This window comes from Streptomyces sindenensis (assembly GCF_014649035.1).
GTDB lineage: Bacteria > Actinomycetota > Actinomycetes > Streptomycetales > Streptomycetaceae > Streptomyces > Streptomyces sindenensis.
The window spans coordinates 127,165-147,510 of record NZ_BMSG01000011.1 but is presented as its reverse complement, the minus strand read 5'-3'; the positions used below and the strand labels follow the sequence as shown (position 1 = coordinate 147,510).

Here is a 20,346-nt window from a genome sequence, read left to right as displayed (position 1 = left end):
ACCGGGGGCGACCAGTTCGGCGAATCGCCTTCACCCCGTGGCCCCCGCCCGTACGCTGATGCACAGCACCGGTGGGGGCCGGTGTCGATTCAGGGGAGCGAGAAAGCCGGGTACGGCGTCCGGGGCAGGGCGGCAGGCGGTTCGACGACGGCGGTCGTCGGCGTGGCAGGCCGCAGTGGAGCCCCGGGCGCCGTACCCGCAGCTTTCCGACCCACCGATGGGGGTTCTGTGGCGCGTATCCGGGTTCTCGTGGTGGACGACCACCGCATCTTCGCCGAGTCGCTCGCGGCCGCCCTCGCGGCCGAACCGGACGTGGATGTCCTGGCGGCGGGCAGCGGCCCGGCCGCGCTGCGCGCACTGGAGCGCGCGGCCGCCGAGGGGCGGGGCTACGACGTGCTCCTGGTCGACGCCGAGCTGGGCGCCCAGTCGGGTGGCGGCGAGCCTCCCGCCGTCCCCGCGCCCCGGCAGGAGGAGACGGCCGCCGTCGACGGCATCGCCCTGGTCGCCGGGGTCCGTGCGGCCCGGCCGGGCGTGCGGTCGGTGGTGCTGGCCGAGAAGGACGACCCGCGCGCCGCCGCCCGGGCGCTCCAGGCGGGGGCCTCGGGCTGGGTGGCCAAGGACTGCTCGCTGCAACGGCTGCTGTCGGTGATCCGAGGCGTGCTGCGCGACGAGACGCATCTGCCGCCCGCCCTGCTCACCGGCGTCCTGCGGGAGCTGACCGCCGCCCGCAAGCACCGCTCCGAGAGCGAGCGGCTGGTGGAGTCGCTGACGCCCCGGGAGCGCGAGGTGCTGCGCTGCATGGTGGCCGGCCTGGGCCGCAAAGCGGTCGCGGAGCGGTTGTTCCTGTCCCCGCACACGGTGCGTACCCACATGCAGAACGTGCTGGGCAAGCTCGGCGTGCACTCGACGCTGGCGGCGGTGGCGCTGGCCCGTCGGGCGGGGGTCGGCCCCGTGGGCCCGGACCCGGCTGGGTCAGGTCGGGATGTTGTCGAACGGGGCGGTCAACTGGCGCAGTAGACCGGCCAGTTCGCCGCGCTGGGCGCGGGAGAGCTCGCCGAGGATGGCGCGCTCCTGGTCGAGGAGTCCGGCCAGCGACTGGTCGGCCTTGTCGCGCCCCTCGGCCGTGAGCCGGACGAGGACGCCGCGCCGGTCGTTGGGGTCGGGCAGCCGCTCGACGAGGTTCTTCTTGGTGAGCCGGTCGATGCGGTTGGTCATCGTGCCCGAGGTGACCAGGGTCTGAGTGAGGAGCTGCCCGGGGGAGAGCTGGTACGGGGGACCGGCCCGGCGCAGCGACGTGAGCACGTCGAACTCCCACGGCTCCAGGTTGTGCTCGGAGAAGGCTATGCGGCGGGCCCGGTCGAGGTGGCGTGCCAGGCGGGAGACGCGACTGAGCACCTCGAGTGGTTCCACGTCGAGGTCGGGGCGCTCGCGGCGCCATGCAGCGACCAGTCGGTCGACCTCGTCCTCCATGTCGATCAGTGTAGAGGGTCCCTCGACATGAAGTCTCTTGAATTCAAGTGTCTTGACATCAAGAGATATCGGCCGTGATCCTGTTCCCATGACCGCACCTGACCGGCCCTCCTGGGATCCGCAGCAGTACCTGCGTCACGCGGACCACCGGACCCGCCCCTTCCACGACCTCCTGGCCCGTATCGGCGACGGCCTCCCCGGCCGGCCCGCACCCCGCATCGCCGACCTCGGCTGCGGCGCGGGCAACGTCACCACGCTCCTCGCCGACCGCTGGCCGGGTGCCCGGATCACCGGCTACGACACCTCGCCCGAGATGCTCGCCGAGGCCGCCGCCCACGCCCGGCCGCCCCTCCTCGACTTCGCCGAGGCCGACGCCACGACCTGGGAGCCCACCGAGACGTACGGCCTGATCGTCTCCACCTCCGCACTCCAGTGGATCCCCGGCCACGCCGACCACTTCCCCCGCTGGCTCGACGCCCTCGCCCCCGGCGGCACGCTCGCCTTCCAGGTCCCCGGCAACTTCACCGCCCCCAGCCACACGCTCCTGGCCGGCCTCCGCGAGTCCGACCGCTGGCGCCCCCGGCTCCACGGCGTCGGCGACCGCACCGCCTCGGTCCTGGAACCCGTCGACTACCTCACCCGCCTGCGCGACCTCGGCTGTACGGCCGATGTCTGGGAGACCACCTACCTCCAGACCCTGCACGGCGACGACGCGGTCCTCGACTGGGTCAAGGGCACGGCCCTGCGCCCCGTCCTCACCGCGCTCGCCGACGACCCGGCCGCCCGCGAGGCGTTCCTCGCCGAATACCGCGACCTGCTCCGCGAGGCGTACCCGCCGGGCCCGTACGGCACGGTCTTCCCGTTCCGCCGCATCTTCGCCGTAGCCCGCAAGGAGAAGTGATGACCGCCCCCGCCTGCGGCCTCGCCGCCGTCGACCACGTCCAGCTCGCCGCCCCGCCCGGCTCCGAGGGCGCCCTGCGCACCTTCTACGCCGACGCCCTGGGCATGACCGAGATCCCGAAACCCCCGGTGCTGGCCGCCCGCGGCGGCTGCTGGTTCGCCGCCGGGCCGGTCCAGCTCCACCTGGGCGTCGAGGAGGACTTCCGCCCCGCGAAGAAGGCCCACCCGGGCCTGCGCGTCACCGGCATCGAGGGGTACGCCGCCCGCCTGGAGTCCCACGGGGTCCACGTCGCCTGGGACGACAACCTCCCCGGCCACCGCCGCTTCTACGCCCACGACCCGGCCGGCAACCGCCTGGAGTTCCTGGAGCCGGAGGCGTAACGGGGCCCGCTCTACAGCGCTGCGAGCGCCTCCGCCGAGATGTCGATGTCCACCGGGAACGGCACGCCCGTCTTCAGCCGGTCGTGATGGATCCCGGTCAGCGCGTACGCCTTCGTCACCGGGTCCAGCTCATAGACCCGCACGACGGGGTGCTGGTCGGTGCCGGTCATCTCGACCAGCCAGAAGTGCGGGATGCCGGCGGTCGCGTACTTGTGCGGCTTGGCCTCACGGTCGCGGGCCTCGGAGTCGGGGGAGACGACCTCGACGGCAAGGAGGACGTCGGCGGCCTGGTACCGCGTCACGTCGAGCCCGGTGACCGCCTCGGTCCGCACGACGGAGACGTCCGGCTCCGGAGCGTTCCGCCGATCCAGGACTACGGTCATCTCCCGGCGCACCCTCACCTCCGGGGACGCCGTGCTGCGCAGTCCTGTCATCAGCAGATCGATCATCGTGCTGTGAAAGTCTCGCCGCGGACTCACGAAAACCAGGCTCCCGTCGATCAGCTCGGTGTGCGGCGGGAGATCGGGCAGCGTGAACAGATCGTCCACGGTGTATCCGTCCTGCGGGGGCACCGGCCAGCGGGAGCTGTGCGCAGTGGTCGGCTCGGCGGTCATGGTTCCTTCCATGGACGCATCCTCTGCCCTCCCGACCACACTACGGCGGGAAATCCGCACGTGTCATCGCAACGGGTGACGACGTGCGGAAGGGTTACGTGATCAGCCGTGATCAGCTCTTCCGGTGCCCTATCAGCCGCGGCTTCGACTCCAGGTTCTCCAGCCCGTGCCAGCACAGGTTCACCAGGTGGGCGGCCACCTCGGCCTTCTTGGGCTTGCGTACGTCCAGCCACCACTGGCCCGTCAGCGCCACCATTCCCACCAGCGCCTGCGCGTACAGCGGGGCCAGCTTCGGGTCGAAGCCGCGGGCCTTGAACTCCAGGCCGAGGATGTCCTCCACCTGCGTGGCGATATCGCTGATCAGCGACGCGAACGTGCCCGTCGACTGCGCCACCGGCGAATCCCGCACCAGGATCCGGAAACCGTCCGTGTACGACTCGATGTAGTCCAGCAGCGCGAACGCGGCCTGCTCCAGCAGCTCGCGCGGGTGGCCCGCCGTGAGCGCCCCGGTCACCATGTCCAGCAGCTGGCGCATCTCGCGGTCGACCACCACCGCGTACAGGCCCTCCTTGCCGCCGAAGTGCTCGTACACCACCGGCTTGGACACCCCGGCGCGCGCCGCGATCTCCTCCACCGACGTGCCCTCGAAGCCCTTGTCGGCGAACAGGGCGCGCCCGATGTCCAGCAACTGCTCGCGGCGCTCCTTGCCCGTCATCCGGACCCGCCGGGCCCGGCGGGAGGGGGCGGAGGGCCTGCTCTTGTCGCTGCTCGTGCTGGGGTCGGTGGCCACGTCGTCAATCATGCCGCGTCGGCGGGGGCGGGCGTGCGCCGGGAGTCGATACGCGCGGCATCCGGCCACCGCACGTCATGGGCCCAGCCGAGCTTCTCGAACCAGCGGATCAGCCGGGCGCTGGAGTCGATCTGCCCCCGCATCACCCCGTGCCGGGCGCTCGTCGGGTCCGCGTGGTGCAGGTTGTGCCAGGACTCGCCGCACGACAGCACCGCCAGCCACCACACGTTCCCCGACCGGTCGCGCGACTTGAACGGCCGCTTGCCCACCGCGTGGCAGATCGAGTTGATCGACCAGGTCACGTGGTGCAGCAGCGCGACCCGTACCAGCGAACCCCAGAAGAACGCCGTCGCCGCGCCCCACCACGACATCGTCACCAGACCGCCCACCAGCGGCGGGATCGCCAGCGAGACGATCGTGAAGGTCAGGAAGTGGCGCGAGACCGCCCGGATCGCCGGGTCCTTGACCAGGTCGGGGGCGTACTTCTGCTGCGGCGTCTGCTCCTCGTCGAACATCCACGCGATGTGCGCCCACCACAGCCCCTTCATCAGAGCCGGCAGGCTCTCGCCGAACCGCCACGGCGAATGCGGGTCGCCCTCCGCGTCCGAGAAGCGGTGGTGCTTGCGGTGATCGGCCACCCACCGCACCAGCGGCCCCTCCACCGCCAGCGAGCCCATCACGGCCAGCGCGATCCGCAACGGCCGCTTCGCCTTGAACGAACCGTGCGTGAAGTACCGGTGGAAGCCGATCGTGATCCCGTGGCAGCCGATGAAGTACATCGCCACCAGCAGACCGATGTCGAGCCAGCTCACCCCCCACCCCCACGCCAGCGGCACCGCCGCGACCAGCGCGATGAACGGCACCACGATGAACGCCAGCAGCGCGAACTGCTCGATCGACCGCTTGTTGTCACCGCCGAGCGTGGCGGAGGGCAGCGGCGTCGCTGCCCCGGGCGGCGTCGCCGCTGTCCCGGGCGGCTCGGTCTCGTCGATCGCGGGAGGAGTGCTCGGCATGGGGGGATACCTCTGAGGGTGAGGGAGAAGGCTCGGACGGCCGTGGCTACGGTTCCGTAACCTACGGCTTGGTAAGTATGGCAGTGACGGGCCCCACAACACGAGAGGCCGCTCCAACCCGTCCCACGCGGTAGCCCGCCCGCCCCCGGGGTAGGGGTTAGGGCGTGTCCGGCGGATCATGACCGGGTCCGCGACGCCTGGCACGGCACCTCGCGGCGTTCCAGCGCCTTGCGATGTACCGCACCGGACGCCGCGGCCTGCCCGGTCCTGATCCGCCGGACACGCCCTACCGCCCGGTGCGCCCCGGGCGGCGCCGCGCCCCCTCGGGGCAACGGACACGCCGCCTGCGACGACACCTATCCTGGGAGGGTCGGACAGCGCGGTCCGCACCCGCTCGTCGGGGCGTGGCGACAGCACCGCTGCCAGCCGCAGGGCCCCGGACCCCGCCACCCGCTCCCACCGCCACGCAACGGGGGGACGGTGAAGCGAACGCACCTCCTCTTTCACTGCAAGGAGCCGCACACTGTGAGCAGTGCCGACCAGACCTCTGCCGCCAGCCCCGCGCTGCGCGCCGACATCCGCCGCCTCGGCGACCTCCTCGGCGAGACCCTCGTACGCCAGGAGGGCCAGGAACTCCTCGACCTCGTCGAACGAGTACGCGCCCTGACCCGCACCGACGGCGAGGCCGCCGCCGAGCTCCTCGGCGACACGGACCTGGAGACCGCCGCCCAGCTCGTGCGCGCCTTCTCCACCTACTTCCACCTCGCCAACGTCACCGAGCAGGTCCACCGCGCCCACGAGATGCGCGACCGCCGCTCGGCCGAGGGCGGCCTCCTGGCCCGCACCGCCGACCGCCTCAAGGACGCCGACCCCGAGCACCTGCGCGAGACGGTCAAGAACCTCAACGTCCGGCCCGTCTTCACCGCCCACCCCACCGAGGCCGCCCGCCGCTCCGTCCTCAACAAGCTGCGCCGCATCGCCGAGCTGCTGGAGACCCCGGTCATCGAGGCCGACCGCCGCCGCCTCGACCTCCGCCTCGCCGAGAACATCGACCTCATCTGGCAGACCGACGAACTCCGCGTCGTCCGCCCGGAGCCCGCCGACGAGGCCCGCAACGCCATCTACTACCTCGACGAACTGCACGCGGGCGCGGTGGGCGACGTCCTGGAGGACCTCGCCGCCGAGCTGGACCGCGTCGGCGTCGAACTCCCCGCCGGGACCCGCCCCCTCACCTTCGGCACCTGGATCGGCGGCGACCGCGACGGCAACCCCAACGTGACGCCCGCCGTCACCTGGGACGTCCTGATCCTCCAGCACGAGCACGGCATCACCGACGCGCTGGAGATGATCGACTACCTCCGCGGCCTCCTCTCCAACTCCATCCGCTACGCCGGAGCCACCGAGGAACTCCTCACCTCCCTCCAGGCCGACCTGGAGCGCCTCCCCGGCATCAGCCCCCGCTACAAGCGGCTGAACGCCGAGGAGCCCTACCGCCTCAAGGCCACCTGCATCCGGCAGAAGCTCGTCAACACCCGCGAGCGCCTCGCCGAGGGCACCCCCCACCGCCCCGGCTGCGACTACCTCGGCACCGCCGAGCTCATCGCCGACCTGGAGCTGATCCAGACCTCCCTGCGCGAGCACCGCGGCGGGCTCTTCGCCGACGGCCGGATGGACCGCACCATCCGCACGCTCGCCGCCTTCGGCCTCCAGCTCGCCACCATGGACGTACGCGAGCACGCCGAGGCCCACCACCACGCCCTCGGCCAGCTCTTCGACCGGCTCGGCGAGGAGTCCTGGCGCTACGCCGACATGCCGCGCGACTACCGGCAGAAGCTGCTCGCCAAGGAGCTGCGCTCCCGCCGGCCGCTGGCGCCCACCCCCGCCCCGCTCGACGCGGCCGGGGAGAAGACCCTCGGCGTCTTCCACACCATCAAGCAGGCCTTCGAACGCTTCGGCCCCGAAGTCATCGAGTCCTACATCATCTCCATGTGCCAGGGCGCCGACGACGTCTTCGCCGCCGCCGTCCTCGCCCGCGAGGCCGGACTCATCGACCTCCACGCCGGCTGGGCCAAGATCGGCATCGTCCCGCTCCTGGAGACCACCGACGAGCTCAAGGCCGCCGACCACATCCTCGACGAGATGCTGGCCGACCCCTCCTACCGGCGCCTCGTCTCCCTGCGCGGCGACGTCCAGGAGGTCATGCTCGGCTACAGCGACTCCTCCAAGTTCGGCGGGATCACCACCTCCCAGTGGGAGATCCACCGCGCCCAGCGCCGACTGCGCGACGTCGCCCACCGCTACGGCGTGCGGCTGCGCCTCTTCCACGGCCGCGGCGGCACCGTCGGCCGCGGCGGCGGCCCCTCGCACGACGCGATCCTCGCCCAGCCGTGGGGCACGCTGGAGGGCGAGATCAAGGTGACCGAGCAGGGTGAGGTCATCTCCGACAAGTACCTCATCCCCGCGCTCGCCCGCGAGAACCTGGAACTGACCGTCGCGGCCACCCTCCAGGCCTCCGCCCTGCACACCGCGCCCCGCCAGTCCGACGAGGCCCTCGCCCGCTGGGACGCGGCCATGGACACCATCTCCGACGCGGCCCACAGCGCCTACCGCAAGCTCGTCGAGGACCCGGACCTGCCCGCGTACTTCCTCGCCTCCACCCCGGTGGACCAGCTCGCCGACCTGCACCTGGGCTCGCGGCCCGCCCGCCGCCCCGGCTCGGGCGTCTCGCTGGACGGCCTGCGGGCCATCCCGTGGGTCTTCGGCTGGACCCAGTCGCGGCAGATCGTGCCCGGCTGGTTCGGCGTCGGCTCCGGCCTCAAGGCCCTGCGCGAAGCCGGTCTCGACACCGTCCTGGACGAGATGCACGAGCACTGGCACTTCTTCCGCAACTTCATCTCCAACGTCGAGATGACGCTCGCCAAGACCGACCTGCGCATCGCCCGCCACTACGTCGACACGCTCGTCCCCGACGAGCTGAAGCACGTCTTCGACGGCATCGAGGCCGAACACGCCCTCACCGTGCAAGAGGTCCTGCGGATCACCGGCGGCGAGAAGCTGCTCGACACCAACCCGGTGCTCCAGCAGACCTTCTCCATCCGCGACGCCTACCTGGACCCGATCTCCTACCTCCAGGTCTCCCTGCTCGCCCGCCAGCGCCAGGCCGCGATGCGCGGCGAGGAGCCCGACCCGCTGCTCTCCCGCGCCCTGCTGCTCACCGTCAACGGCGTCGCGGCGGGTCTGCGCAACACCGGCTGACCGTACGCCCGGTACGCACGCTCGAACGGGGCGGTCCTGCTACAGCGCGACGAACGTCGCCACCAGCAGGGCCGCCCCCGTCGTTCCCACGCCCCACGCCGTCCGCACCATCCGCAGACCGCCGCCGATCACGAACCCGGCCAGCAGCAGCGCGCCGGCGAGCGGCACCCAGGCATGGAGAAAGCCCGGCAACCCCGTGCGGACCACCGCGTCGGAACCGGGCTTCACCACCACGGGGAAACGATCCCCCTCACGCGCCGCGACGGACCGGTCCAGGGTCACCCGCGGGCGCTCCCGCGACGCCGCGTCCGGTGTGAACGACCCGGTGCACCTCTCCTCGCCGCACCCCGTCACCGTCACGGTCCCGTGGTCACGGCCCTTGGCCAGAACGATGTGGTGCGCGGTGTCCCACGACGACCACGCACCCGCGACCAGCAGCACCAGGACGACCAGCCCCATGGCCACCCGCCGCCCCGCTACCGCCGCCCGGTGGGAAGAGCTCCGTTTCATGGGGGCAGATCCTTGGCCAGACCCGCACCCCCGGTCAACCTATGGCCGAAAAACGCCCCAGCAGCATCAGAAATGTCAGGAGTCGTACGCGGCGGGGGAGCGGGACGAACCGGGCGCGGCCCTCAGGAGCCGACGGCCTTCAGAAGTCGACGGCCCTCAGGAGTGGACGGCCTTCAGGAGCCGACGGCCCTCAGGAGTTGTACGCGCTCTGCGCGCGCTCCAGGCCCTCCGCCAGCAGGCACTCCACCGCGTCCGCCGACCGGTCCACCAGGAACTCCAGCTCCTTGCGCTCCGTCGACGAGAAGTCCTTCAGCACGAAGTCCGCGACCTGCATCCGCCCCGGCGGCCGCCCGATCCCGAACCGCACCCGGTGATAGTCCGGACCCATCGCCTTCGTCATCGACTTCAGCCCGTTGTGCCCGTTGTCCCCGCCGCCCAGCTTCAGCCGCAGCGACCCGTAGTCCACGTCCAACTCATCGTGCACCGCCACGACATGGTCCGTCGGCACCTTGTAGAAGTCCCGCAGTGCCGTCACCGGACCGCCCGACAGATTCATGTACGACATCGGCTTCACCAGCACCACCCGCCGGCTCGCCGGACCCGGCGGACCGATCCGCCCCTCCACGACCTGCGCCTGTGCCTTCTGCGCCCGCTTGAACTTCCCGCCGATCCGGGTCGCCAGCAGATCGGCGACCATGAACCCGACGTTGTGCCGGTTCGCCGCGTAGTCGGGACCGGGATTGCCCAGGCCCACGATGAGCCAGGGGTCGGTGGCGTCGGACATCAGCGCTCGGTCTCCTCACATACGGCGTGCGGCACAGGACATACGGCTTACGGCTTACGGCACAGGCAAACGGGGCGGCGGCTCCCGGAAGGGAACCACCACCCCGTCAGTCAAGCAGGTGGAACAGAAGTGGCGCGGGGGGAGCGCGAGGCTCAGGCCTCGGCGGTCTCGCCCTCGGCGGCCTCGTCGCCGGACGGCTCCTCGGCCTGCGCGGCGACGACCTGGATCACGATGGCGTCCTCGTCACCGGCGAGCACGGAGCCCTTCGGCAGCGCGATGTCCTTGGCGACGATCGAGTCACCGGCGTCCAGGCCCGCGACGGAGACCGTGACGGACTCGGGGATGTGGGTGGCCTCGGCCTCGACCAGCAGGGTGTTCTGGACGAACTCCAGCAGGTTGGCGCCCGGCGCCAGGTCGCCCTCGGTGTGCACCGCGATCTCGACCTCGACCTTCTCGCCGCGCTTCACGGTGAGCAGGTCGACGTGCTCGATGGTGCCCTTGAGGGGGTGGCGCTGAACGGCCTTCGGGATGACCAGCGCGTCCTTGCCGTCGATCTCCAGACCGATCAGCACGTTGGCCGTGCGCAGCGCGAGCAGCAGCTCGTGGCCGGGCAGGGTGACGTGGACGGGCTCGGCGCCGTGGCCGTAGACGACACCGGGAACGCGGTCGGCGCGGCGGACACGGCGGGCGGCGCCCTTGCCGAACTCGGTACGGACCTCGCTGGCGAGCTTGATCTCGGCCATGTTGCACTCCTCGTCAGATACGGAGAGCCGTCGGGGGTGACGGATCTCGAACGGTCACCCGGCCCACGACAGACCTGCTACGAAGAGCGCGTCGATAACGGACCGCCGTACACATGGGTACGGCCTCCCTCGCCGAGCAACTCGCTGAGTCTACCCGGCGGGGAGGCCGCACCCCAAAGTGGATCACCGGAGGGTGATCGTCACTGCTGTCAGCCCTGCTCCTCGAAGAGGCTCGTCACCGAGCCGTCCTCGAACACCTCACGCACGGCGCGCGCGATCGTCGGCGCGATCGAGAGCACCGTGATCTTGTCCAGCTCCAGCTCGCCCGGGGTCGGCAGCGTGTCCGTGAACACGAACTCACTCACCTTCGAGTTCTTCAGGCGGTCGGCCGCCGGACCCGACAGCACACCGTGCGTCGCCGTCACGATGACGTCCTCCGCACCGTGCGCGAACAGGGCGTCCGCGGCGGCGCAGATCGTGCCACCGGTGTCGATCATGTCGTCGACGAGCACACAGACCCGGCCCTCGACGTTACCGACGACCTCGTGGACGGAGACCTGGTTGGGCACGTCCTTGTCGCGGCGCTTGTGCACGATCGCCAGCGGGGCGTCCAGCCGGTCGCACCAGCGGTCGGCGACCCGCACGCGGCCCGCGTCCGGGGAGACGACCGTCAGCTTGGTGCGGTCCACCTTGGCGCCCACGTAGTCCGCCAGGATCGGCAGCGCGAACAGGTGGTCCACCGGGCCGTCGAAGAAGCCCTGGATCTGGTCCGTGTGCAGATCGACGGTGAGGATCCGGTCCGCACCCGCCGTCTTCATCAGGTCCGCCACCAGACGGGCCGAGATCGGCTCGCGGCCCTTGTGCTTCTTGTCCTGGCGGGCGTACCCGTAGAACGGCACGATCACCGTGATGGAGCGGGCCGACGCGCGCTTCAGCGCGTCCAGCATGATCAGCTGCTCCATGATCCACTTGTTGATCGGGGCCGTGTGGCTCTGGATCAGGAAGCAGTCCGCGCCACGTGCCGACTCCTGGAACCGCACATAGATCTCACCGTTGGCGAAATCGAAGGCCTTCGTCGGCACGAGACCGACTCCCAGCTGATGGGCGACCTCCTCGGCAAGCTCGGGGTGGGCGCGGCCGGAGAAGAGCATCAGTTTCTTCTCGCCGGTCGTCTTGATCCCGGTCACAGCACAGTCTCCTCAGACGTGTATCTGGCGCTGCACGCACAGGTCCCGATGTGCAACGAGCCAGCCGAAATGGGGTGAGCATCTATCACGGTACGCCGTCACCGGCGTACCCGTTTCCGGTCAGCTTTGCCCGTCGGGCTCCCGCGACGACGCCTGAGCGGCCTGCGCGGCGGCGCTGCCCGGACGCTTCCGGGCCACCCAACCCTCGATATTCCGCTGCTGGCCCCGTGCCACGGCCAGCGAACCGGACGGCACGTCCTTCGTGATGACCGACCCGGCGGCGGTGTAAACGCCGTCCCCGACCGTGACCGGTGCCACAAACATATTGTCGGAACCGGTACGGCAGTGGGAGCCGATCGTCGTGTGGTGCTTGGCGACGCCGTCGTAGTTCACGAAGACGCTCGCGGCGCCGATGTTGGTGTGATCGCCGATCGTCGCGTCACCGACGTAGCTCAGGTGCGGGACCTTCGTCCCTTCCCCGATCGTGGCGTTCTTCATCTCCACGTACGTACCGGCCTTGGCCTTCGTGCCCAGCCGGGTGCCCGGCCGCAGGTAGGCGTACGGCCCCACGGACGCCCCGGGCCCGACCTCGGCCGAGAGCGTCACCGTGTTGTCGATGCGGGCGCCGGCGCCGACGAGGGTGTCCTCGATCCGCGAGTTCGGCCCGACCTCGGAGTCCTCTCCGAGATGCGTGGAGCCGAGCAGCTGCGTCCCCGGGTGCACGATCGCGTCCCGCTCGTACGTGACGGTCGCGTCGATCAGCGTGGACGCCGGGTCCACCACGGTCACGCCCGCGAGCATGGCCCGCTCCAGCAGCTGCTCGTTCAGCAGCCGGCGGGCCTCGGCCAGCTGGAGCCGGTTGTTGATGCCGAGGATCTCGCGGTGGTCGCCCGCCACGGACGCCCCGACGCGGTGCCCGGCCTCACGGAGGATGGACAGCACATCGGTGAGGTACTCCTCGCCCTGGCTGTTGTCGGTGCGCACCTTGCCCAGCGCGTCGCCCAGCAGCCGCCCGTCGAACGCGAACACCCCGGAGTTGATCTCGGAGATCGCCCGCTGCTCGTCGGTGGCGTCCTTGTGCTCGACGATCTCGGTGACCGCGCCGGTGGCGGGGTCGCGCACGATGCGCCCGTAGCCGGTGGAGTCCGGGACCTCGGCGGTCAGGACGGTCACCGCGTTGGCGTCGGCGGTGTGGGTGGCGGCGAGCGCGCCGAGCGTCCCGCCGGAGAGCAGCGGGGTGTCGCCGCACACGACGATCACGGTTCCGTCGACGGTCCCGCCGAGCTCTTCGAGCCCCATGCGGACGGCGTGCCCGGTGCCGTTCTGCTCGGCCTGGAAGGCGGTGCGCACGGGGGCGTCCCCGGCGTTCAGGTGGGCGGTGACCTGTTCACTGGCGTGTCCGACGACCACGACGAGGTGCTGGGGGTCCAGCTCACGGGCGGCGGCGACGACATGTCCGACGAGCGAGCGCCCGGAGATCTCGTGCAGGACCTTGGGGGTCTTCGACTTCATACGGGTGCCCTCACCCGCTGCGAGGACGACGACGGCTGCCGGGCTGGTTGCGCTCACGGATGTGCCCTTCGGCTTCGGGTGGTGGTCATCCGCAGGATACCGGGGGTGTTTCGACGGGAAACGGGGGCGGGCCCCGACCGGTGTGGTCGGGGCCCGCATGTCGAAGCTCCCCCATCAGGATTCGAACCTGAACAGACGGTACCAAAAACCGCAGTGCTGCCTGATTACACCATGGGGGATCAATTCCGAATGAACCGGACATTGCACCGGCTCACCGGATCGGCACCCAACACTATGCCGTACCAAGCGCCTTCTGTGCGACGGCGGAAGAGACGGAGGAGAGACGGCGTCCGGTGGCGCCGGACGCGGTGCCCGGTCGCTCGCGGCCGAACCCGGAACGCGCTGTTGCCGGTCCCCCGGAATTGAGATGCGTCCGCCCGTAGGCTGGATGCCATGACCGCAACGGGGGCAGACCGGGAGGCGGCGGGATCGACCACCCGCGGCTACTGGTGGTGGGAGCGGCGACGGAGTGTCGCCCTGGACGTGGGACTGGCGCTGGTATCGGCGCTGGAGTGTGGCCTGGAGGGGGTGGAGTTCGCCCGGAACACCGGGATCCCGGTGCCGGTGGGCGTGGTGTTCGGGCTTCTCGCCGGTTCGGTGCTGCTGGTGCGCCGGCGGTGGCCGATCGTCGTGGTGCTGCTGACGATCGCGATGACGCCCGCCGAGATGGGCTTCCTGATGGCCCTGGTCGGCCTGTACACGCTGGCCGCGTCCGAGGTGCCGCGCCGGATCACCGTCGTGCTGGCGAGCATGGCGCTGGTGGGCACGTTCATCATCACGTACGTACGGCTGCGGCAGAGCGTGGCCGAGCAGACCGACTTCGGCCCGGGGGACTGGTACGTCCCCCTGATGTCCGTCTTCATGGCGGTGGGCCTCACGGCCCCGTCCGTGCTCCTCGGCCTCTACATAGGGGCCAGGCGCCGTCTGATGGAGAGCCTGCGGGAGCGGGCCGATTCGCTGGAGCGGGAGCTGTCGCTGCTCGCGGACCGGGCCGAGGAGCGGGCCGAGTGGGCGCGTACGGAGGAGCGGACCCGGATCGCCCGGGAGATGCACGACGTGGTCGCGCACCGGGTGAGCCTGATGGTGGTGCACGCCGCCGCCCTCCAGGCCGTCGCCCCGAAGGACCCGGCGAAGGCTGTGCGCAACGCGGCGCTGGTCGGGGACATGGGCCGGCAGGCGCTGACGGAGCTGCGCGAGATGCTCGGGGTGCTGCGGACGGGGGAGGCGCTGACCGCGCCGGCCGCGGCGGGCCGGGTTCCCCTGGCGTCGGTACGGCAGGCGGCCGCGGCGGCCGCCGCCCCCGCCGCGACGGAGGACGGGCCCCGGCTGCACGAGCTGGAGGCGTTGGTGGCGCAGTCGCGGCAGGCGGGGATGGTGGTGGAGCTGACGGTCCACGGCGAGCTGCGGCCGTATCCGCCGGAGGTGGAGCAGACGGCGTTCCGGGTGGTGCAGGAGGCGCTGACGAACGTCCACAAGCACGCGGCGGGCGCGGAGACGTGGGTACGGCTCGCGCATCGGGAGGCCGAGGTCGCGATGCAGGTCGAGAACGGCCCGTCGGACGCGGCGGCGACGGATGCGGGGTTGCCGAGCGGGGGGAACGGGCTGGTGGGGATGCGGGAGCGGGTGCTGGGGCTGGGGGGCGTGTTCGTCTCGGGCCCCACGGAGGCGGGGGGCTTCCGCGTCTCGGCGGTACTCCCGGTGGGACCCGCCTGAGCCTGTCCGGCGCGGGGATGCTGCCCGCTTCTGCCCGTGGGGGGCACGCAGGGGCCGATGCCTTCAGCCCGTCCGGCGCCGGGAGGCTGCCCGCTTCTGCCCGTGGAGGCGCGTGGGGGCCGACGCCTTCAGCCCGTCCGGCGTTTGAGGACGGAACCCTCGTCGTGGGGAGCGGTGCCCCCTCGGTGTCCGGAGGAGCGATGGTGCCGGTTCGTCCTGGGCGACGGTTCCGTCCTCAAACGCCGGACGGGCTGGAGGTGGCCGGGCCCGTCCTCAAACGCCGGACGGGCTGTGCGTGGCCGGGGCCGTCCTCAAACGCCGGACGGGCTGGATCACGTGGCGCGGGCCGGAGGCGGCGACGGGCGGGCCGGAGGTGCGCCTCAGGCCGAGGTCAGGCGGGGCGGCTGCGTGCCCGTCACCAGCGTGGCCAGCGCCTCGTCGATGTCCTGGCCCAGGAACCAGTCCCCGGTGTGATCGATGCTGTACACCCGCCCCTCCGTATCGATCGCCAGCACCGCCTGCTCCTCCCCCTCCGCCCCCAGGGGGCTGACCTCCGTCTCCAGGGCCCGGCCGAGATCCCCGAGCGTCCGGGCCAGGTGCAGGCCGCTCAGGGGGTCGATCCGTACCGCCGTCGGCGCGATGTGGCGGCCCGGCGCCGCCGCAGTGATGCGGAGGCCGCCGAACTCCGCCCACGCCTCGACCGCGGCCGGGAACACGGCGTGCCGGTGGCCGGCCGGGGAGGCGTGGGAGCGCAGGGCGTCGGCCCACTCCTCCGCCTGGCGGATGTCCCAGCGTCCGGGCTGCCAGCCCGCCTCACGCAGGGCGGCATCGACGGCGACGGGGAAGCGGGTGGTGGAGGTGTGCTGCTGGCGGTCGTGCATCGGTGGGCGGTCAGCCCTTCTCGGCGGTGGTCGCGGCGCCGGTGGAGGTCAGGTCGACGGGGCGTACGCCGAAGTGGGACAGGAGCGGGGAACAGGACCGGCAGGGCGGTGCGTAACTGCCGTGCAGCGGGTCGCCGTCCTCGCGGATGCGCCGCGCGGTGATCCGCGCGTGCTTGAGCGCGCGCCGCGCCTCCCCGTTGGTCAGGGGCTTTCGCTGGGCTCGTTTGGAACGCCCGGTCTCGGCGGCGGTCAGCTGTCGGGAGAGCAGTATCGCCTCGGGGCAGCGCCCGGTGAAGCGTTCGCGCTGGCCGCTCGGGAGGGTGTCGAGGAAGTCCTGGACGAGCGGGTGCAGCACCGGCGGCTGGTCCCCCTTGCCCGCGGTGCAGGTCAGCGTCTCGCCGCGGACGGACAGCGCGGCGGCCACGGCGGGGAGGATCCCGTCGCGGCGGTGGATCAGTCGGGGCGTACGGCTGGTTCCGGTACTGCTCCAGTTGAGGCGTGGATCCCCTGATGTGACGGTTTGTGCTGAATGCATCGTGCTGACGTCCCTCCCTGCAATCCCCCGAGTTGCGGGGACAGCCTGCCAAATGTGCCGGGTGGTGGGGAAGCTGGGGCGGGAAAACGTGGCGCGTGTCGCCCGCGGGTGCGAGACCGTCGCCTCACCGTCACACGGATGTGACCGTTCGTGACGGAACCGGCGGGACGGGACCCCCTGTTGCCCCACCGCTTAGGCTGTGCGGAACACCGGACGCAGCAGGGGGCATCAGCCATGACGACAGGTCGGCTCGGGCAGCAAGCCGCGCCACCGAACGCCGCCTATGCCGGGCAGGTCGTGAATTTCCCGGATCCGGTCCGGGCATCCCGGCACCCCGGTGGGGTGCGGATGGACGGGAGCGGCCACCCGGTTCTCTCGCCGTACGCGCGCGCCGCGGCCGAGATCGCCGATCCGCCTCCGGGCTTCGGTATCGACGAGCTGCGCCTGACCGACTACGTGTCGGCGAACGCGGCGATGGCGGCGAGCGGACATGACCTGTGGGACACGATTCCCGCGGTGGCGACCCCGCACGGCTGGACGTGGCACCACGTGCCGGGCGGCCGGCGCATGGAGCTGGTGCCGGTCGAGGTCAAGGCGCTGCTGCGTCATCACGCCGGTCTCGCGGGTACGGACGTGGACCAGCACCGGCGTGGGACGCGCCCGTTGCAGGAGACCCGTCCTGCGCACTTCCGGCTGCCCAAGGGCGCCGGCGCGGTGACCGAACAGCAGGTTCAGGGGGTCGAGGAGGACCTCGGCTACCGGCTGCCCGGCGCGTACCGCTCCTTCCTCAAGGCGGCGGGTGGTTCGGCCCCGGTGGGCGCGGCGCTGGACGCGGAACTGGGGCTGCTGGTGGACCAGCCGTTCTTCACGGTGCGTGACGAAGCCGCGATGAACGACCTCGTGTACGTGAACAAGTGTCTGCGGGATCACTTCACCAAGGACTTCCTGGGCGTCGCGTTCGTCCAGGGCGGGATTCTCGCCGTGAAGGTGCGCGGCCAGGATGTCGGCTCGGTGTGGTTCTGCCCGTACGACGATGCCCGGGATCAGGACGGCTGGAGTGTCCAGGAGCGTGTGGAGCGGCTGCTGCTGCCCTGCGGTACGGACTTCGACGCCTTCCTGAAGCGGCTGGCGGGCAATCCGCCGGAGCTGGAGACCGTGGCGAACCTGATGGTGGACGGTGGCTTCGCGCGCGCCGTCCCGGTGGAGGGGTGAGCGCGGTGGTGACTTTCGCGCAGGCGCAGGAGCGGGCGGACGAGTGGGTCAACGGTGACGTGCCCGCGTACCAGCACCGCGAGGTACGCGTCCGTGAGTTCGAGCTGGGTTTCGTGGTCTGGGCCGAGGACCGGCCGGAGGGCCCCGTCTCGGACGGGGGCAGCCAGCGGCTGGTGATCGCCCGGGACAGCGGCGAGGCGACGCTGTGGCCGGGGCTGCCGGTGGGCGAGGTCATCCGGCGGTACGAGGAGGAGTACGGGGCTCCGACGGGTGCGCCGGCCGCTGCTCCGGAGCCGCCGCAGCGGGTGGATCTGAACCAGACGTCGTTCCTGCTGACGCCGCCGGAGTGGCTCCAGGAGGCGGCGGACAAGCTCGGGATTCCGGATCACCGTGCGGAGCGCCGGGATGCGGAGGCGGAGGCGGCCGCCGAGCCGTCCCCGGCGGCGTCGCAGGACTCGCCCGCGGCCCCGTCCCCTCTCCCGCCTCCGGCCGCCCCGTCCCCGTCGGTGTCGGCGTCGGGTCAGACCTCCGTTCCCGCCCCCGCCGATGCGACGCCGCCGCCCCCCTCTCCTTCTTCTCCTTCCGGGGAGTCCGGCGCGTCGTGGCCCGCCGCCGGCGGTGGACCGGCCTACGAGCCGACGGCTTCCGACGGTGTGCCCGCCGGGGCGACCCCGTGGGCCGGTACGGACACCAACTCCGAATCCGACGACGCGGCGGTCCCGCTGCCCGCGACGGTGTTCGCACCGCCGCTGTCGGGGACGGACGACGAGGAGGCCCTGCCGCCGGTCGTCCCGGCGGAGGCGCCCACCGCGCTGATGTCCGGGGGCAGCCAGCTGCCGCGTACGCAGGTGGCGCCGGCGCTCCGGCCGGAGCAGGGTGCCTCGGACGGGGCCGGTGACATCGCCGACGCGGCCACCAGCAAGGCCGTGGTGCCGCCGCGCGGGACGCGTGGGGGCGGTCCGTCGACCCCGCCGCCGCCCGGCGCCCCGGGCGTCCCCGGGACGCCCCCCGGCGCGACGCCGCCACCTTCGGGGCCGGGTGCGCCCGGCGCTCCCGCGGGCGGGTACGTCCCGACGCAGCTGGTCTCCCAGCTCGGCCCGCCCGGCGCCACCCCGCCCGGCCCGCCGCCGGGTTCCACCCCGCCGCCCGGTCCGCCCGGTCCGCCCGGCCCGCCCTCGCCCCCCGGCTCCACGCCGCCTCCCGGTGGCGGGGTGCACCACGCCGCGACGATGCTCGCCGACGGGAGCAGCATCGGTGCGGGCGTCCCGGGCGCGCCCAAGCCGCCGGGCCCACCCGGTGCCCCGGGTGCCCCGCAGCCCCCCGGGCCGCCCGGCCCGCCGCCGGGTGCCCCCGGTGCCCCGCAGCCTCCCGGCCCGCCCGGCCCGCCGCCGGGCGCCACGCCGCCTCCGGGTGGCGGGGTGCACCATGCCGAGACGATGTTCGCGGCTCCGGGCCAGGTCGGCCCGCCCGGCCCGCCCGGAACCCCGGGCGGTTCGCTGGGCGGATCCCCCGGTTCCGTACCGCAGCCGCCGGGCCCGCCCGGACCGCCGCCCGGCGGCCACACCCCGCCGCCCCCGGCGTACGGCTATCCGCAGCAGCCCGCCGGTCAGCCGACCGTTGGCCCCGGCTACCAGGCCGTGCTGCGGTTCCGGGCTCCGGACGGCAGCGAGCAGCAGCTGATCCGCCGCTCGGCGCCGGGCACCCCGCACCCCGAGTGGCAGATGCTGCACGAGCTGCGGGCGATGAACGTGCCGCCGCAGCAGGTCATCGAGCTCCACACGGAGCTGGAGTCCTGCGAGCTGCCGGGCGGGTACTGCGCGCGGATGATCCGGGAGACCTGGCCGCAGGTCCGGATCACCAGCGTCGCCCCGTACGGCACCGATCACGCCAGCCGGCAGCAGGGCATGCAGCATCTGCTGACGCACCAGGGCGAGCTGCACCAGGTCGCGGACGGCCCGGCGCGGCCCGCGCCGGTGCGGGCGCCGCTCCCGCAGATGCCGCCCGCGCCCGCGCTGCCGCCGGAGGCGGTCGCCGAGGAGCTGGCGCAGGCGTTCGGTCCGCAGGGGATCCTCCGGTTCGACCAGCGAGCGGTGTCCCGGCAGGGCGTGCCGGAAGTCGTCGCGCGCACCCTGGTATGGGCGGGGCTGCCCGCCGATTTCGGGCCGTTCTTCTGGGCGCAGCCCGGGCAGCCGGTGGTGCCGACACTGGCCGAGCTGGCCGCCCAGCGGCAGGTGCAACCGGCGTCGGACGCGGGGTCGTACCTGGTGATGGGTACGGACTTCGGCCGGGCGATCTGTGTGCAGTACGGCACGGCGAACATCGTGGCCGTCCCGGTGGAGGCGGGGCCCGGCGGGCAGCCGGTGCCGCCGCAGTTCGTGAACACCGGGCTGCCCGAGTTCGTGCGGTCGATGGCGCTGCTGGGCCGGATGTGGCGGCTGCGGTACGGGCTGAACCCGGAGCAGGCGGGCCGCTGGACCGTCGACTTCCAGGCACAGCTGGTGGCCCTGGACCCGGCGGCGCTGGCGTCGCCGGAGAGCTGGTGGTCGGTGCTGCTGGAGCAGATGTGGGACGGCTTGATCTGATCTGACCCGGTCTGCCGGCCCGGCCCGGCGGCCCGGCCTCCTGGCCCGGCCGAGGCGCCCGCACCCTTCCCGGGTCCGGGCGCCTCGCTGTGTGCCGGTTCGACCGGATCTGTGATGCCGGTCGCTTCCGGCCTGAATGCCGCTGATCGATTCCGACTTCCGGCCCCAATTGCCGCATCCTTGACGTATCGCGGTGGGTCGGTT

Annotated in this window: 18 protein-coding genes and 1 tRNA gene; 7 read left to right on the top strand and 12 right to left on the bottom strand. The window is 72.3% G+C overall.

Features of this window, described 5'->3' with window-relative positions; all coding sequences use genetic code 11:
• Positions 1-228 precede the first annotated feature (228 nt).
• Positions 229-1,017, top strand: coding sequence for a response regulator transcription factor (locus IE145_RS15155; RefSeq protein WP_189525579.1), 789 nt, complete (start codon positions 229-231; stop codon positions 1,015-1,017).
• On the opposite strand, the gene IE145_RS15150 is transcribed toward IE145_RS15155, so the two are convergent.
• Complete coding sequence (locus IE145_RS15150; protein WP_189525578.1) at positions 973-1,470, bottom strand: MarR family winged helix-turn-helix transcriptional regulator; 498 nt, start codon at positions 1,468-1,470, stop codon at positions 973-975. The genes IE145_RS15155 and IE145_RS15150 overlap by 45 nt on opposite strands.
• Positions 1,471-1,558: 88 nt before the next feature.
• Here IE145_RS15150 and IE145_RS15145 point away from each other — a divergent pair, with 88 nt between their 5' ends.
• Positions 1,559-2,371: a trans-aconitate 2-methyltransferase gene (locus IE145_RS15145; protein WP_189525577.1), complete on the top strand. Its 813-nt coding sequence runs from the start codon at positions 1,559-1,561 to the stop codon at positions 2,369-2,371.
• Positions 2,371-2,751 (top strand): VOC family protein, encoded by a 381-nt coding sequence (locus IE145_RS15140; protein ID WP_189525576.1) that lies wholly within the window; start codon positions 2,371-2,373, stop codon positions 2,749-2,751. The genes IE145_RS15145 and IE145_RS15140 overlap by 1 nt, the downstream gene beginning before the upstream one ends.
• 11 nt (positions 2,752-2,762) lie before the next feature.
• On the opposite strand, the gene IE145_RS15135 is transcribed toward IE145_RS15140, so the two are convergent.
• From IE145_RS15135 to IE145_RS15125, 3 genes are all read right to left on the bottom strand, one after another.
• Positions 2,763-3,365, bottom strand: a complete 603-nt coding sequence (locus IE145_RS15135; RefSeq protein ID WP_189525618.1) for a Uma2 family endonuclease — start codon at positions 3,363-3,365, stop codon at positions 2,763-2,765.
• Positions 3,366-3,477: 112 nt separating this feature from the next.
• Positions 3,478-4,167 carry a TetR/AcrR family transcriptional regulator gene (locus tag IE145_RS15130; RefSeq protein ID WP_189525575.1) on the bottom strand — a complete coding sequence of 230 codons (690 nt, stop codon included), beginning with the start codon at positions 4,165-4,167 and terminating at the stop codon, positions 3,478-3,480.
• A complete protein-coding gene (locus tag IE145_RS15125; RefSeq protein WP_189525574.1) occupies positions 4,164-5,168 on the bottom strand; it encodes an acyl-CoA desaturase in 1,005 nt (334 codons plus the stop codon). The genes IE145_RS15130 and IE145_RS15125 overlap by 4 nt, the downstream gene beginning before the upstream one ends.
• Before the next feature lie 525 nt (positions 5,169-5,693).
• Between IE145_RS15125 and ppc the strand changes: the two genes are divergently transcribed.
• Positions 5,694-8,423, top strand: a complete 2,730-nt coding sequence (gene ppc, locus IE145_RS15120; RefSeq protein WP_189525573.1) for a phosphoenolpyruvate carboxylase — start codon at positions 5,694-5,696, stop codon at positions 8,421-8,423.
• Positions 8,424-8,462: 39 nt separating this feature from the next.
• On the opposite strand, the gene IE145_RS15115 is transcribed toward ppc, so the two are convergent.
• The 6 genes from IE145_RS15115 to IE145_RS15090 all read right to left on the bottom strand — a co-directional run bounded on the left by IE145_RS15115 (position 8,463) and on the right by IE145_RS15090 (position 13,398).
• Positions 8,463-8,933: a hypothetical protein gene (locus tag IE145_RS15115; RefSeq protein ID WP_189525572.1), complete on the bottom strand. Its 471-nt coding sequence runs from the start codon at positions 8,931-8,933 to the stop codon at positions 8,463-8,465.
• 190 nt (positions 8,934-9,123) lie between these two features.
• Entirely contained in the window at positions 9,124-9,717 is a 594-nt protein-coding gene (pth, locus tag IE145_RS15110; RefSeq protein WP_010059751.1) for an aminoacyl-tRNA hydrolase, read from the bottom strand.
• 152 nt (positions 9,718-9,869) lie between these two features.
• A complete protein-coding gene (locus IE145_RS15105; RefSeq protein WP_189525571.1) occupies positions 9,870-10,460 on the bottom strand; it encodes a 50S ribosomal protein L25/general stress protein Ctc in 591 nt (196 codons plus the stop codon).
• Positions 10,461-10,669: 209 nt separating this feature from the next.
• A complete protein-coding gene (locus IE145_RS15100) occupies positions 10,670-11,647 on the bottom strand; it encodes a ribose-phosphate diphosphokinase (protein ID WP_189525570.1) in 978 nt (325 codons plus the stop codon).
• Between the two features lie 120 nt (positions 11,648-11,767).
• The gene (gene glmU, locus IE145_RS15095; RefSeq protein WP_189525569.1) at positions 11,768-13,216 is read right to left on the bottom strand and encodes a bifunctional UDP-N-acetylglucosamine diphosphorylase/glucosamine-1-phosphate N-acetyltransferase GlmU; all 1,449 of its coding nucleotides are present in this window, start codon (positions 13,214-13,216) and stop codon (positions 11,768-11,770) included.
• Positions 13,217-13,325: 109 nt separating this feature from the next.
• Positions 13,326-13,398, bottom strand: a tRNA-Gln gene (locus tag IE145_RS15090).
• Positions 13,399-13,612: 214 nt separating this feature from the next.
• On the opposite strand from IE145_RS15090, the gene IE145_RS15085 reads away from it, so the two are divergent.
• Positions 13,613-14,932 carry a sensor histidine kinase gene (locus IE145_RS15085; RefSeq protein WP_189525568.1) on the top strand — a complete coding sequence of 440 codons (1,320 nt, stop codon included), beginning with the start codon at positions 13,613-13,615 and terminating at the stop codon, positions 14,930-14,932.
• Positions 14,933-15,312: 380 nt separating this feature from the next.
• Here IE145_RS15085 and IE145_RS15080 read toward each other — a convergent pair whose 3' ends face one another.
• Together IE145_RS15080 and IE145_RS15075 are read right to left on the bottom strand one after the other, a co-directional pair.
• Positions 15,313-15,813: an SUKH-3 domain-containing protein gene (locus IE145_RS15080; RefSeq protein ID WP_189525567.1), complete on the bottom strand. Its 501-nt coding sequence runs from the start codon at positions 15,811-15,813 to the stop codon at positions 15,313-15,315.
• A gap of 10 nt (positions 15,814-15,823) precedes the next feature.
• Positions 15,824-16,348, bottom strand: coding sequence for a YwqJ-related putative deaminase (locus IE145_RS15075; RefSeq protein WP_189525566.1), 525 nt, complete (start codon positions 16,346-16,348; stop codon positions 15,824-15,826).
• A 234-nt stretch (positions 16,349-16,582) separates the two neighbouring features.
• Between IE145_RS15075 and IE145_RS15070 the strand changes: the two genes are divergently transcribed.
• Positions 16,583-17,560, top strand: a complete 978-nt coding sequence (locus tag IE145_RS15070; protein WP_189525565.1) for an SMI1/KNR4 family protein — start codon at positions 16,583-16,585, stop codon at positions 17,558-17,560.
• Positions 17,561-17,565: 5 nt separating this feature from the next.
• A complete protein-coding gene (locus IE145_RS15065) occupies positions 17,566-20,142 on the top strand; it encodes an SUKH-4 family immunity protein (RefSeq protein ID WP_373296589.1) in 2,577 nt (858 codons plus the stop codon).
• Positions 20,143-20,346: the final 204 nt, after the last annotated feature.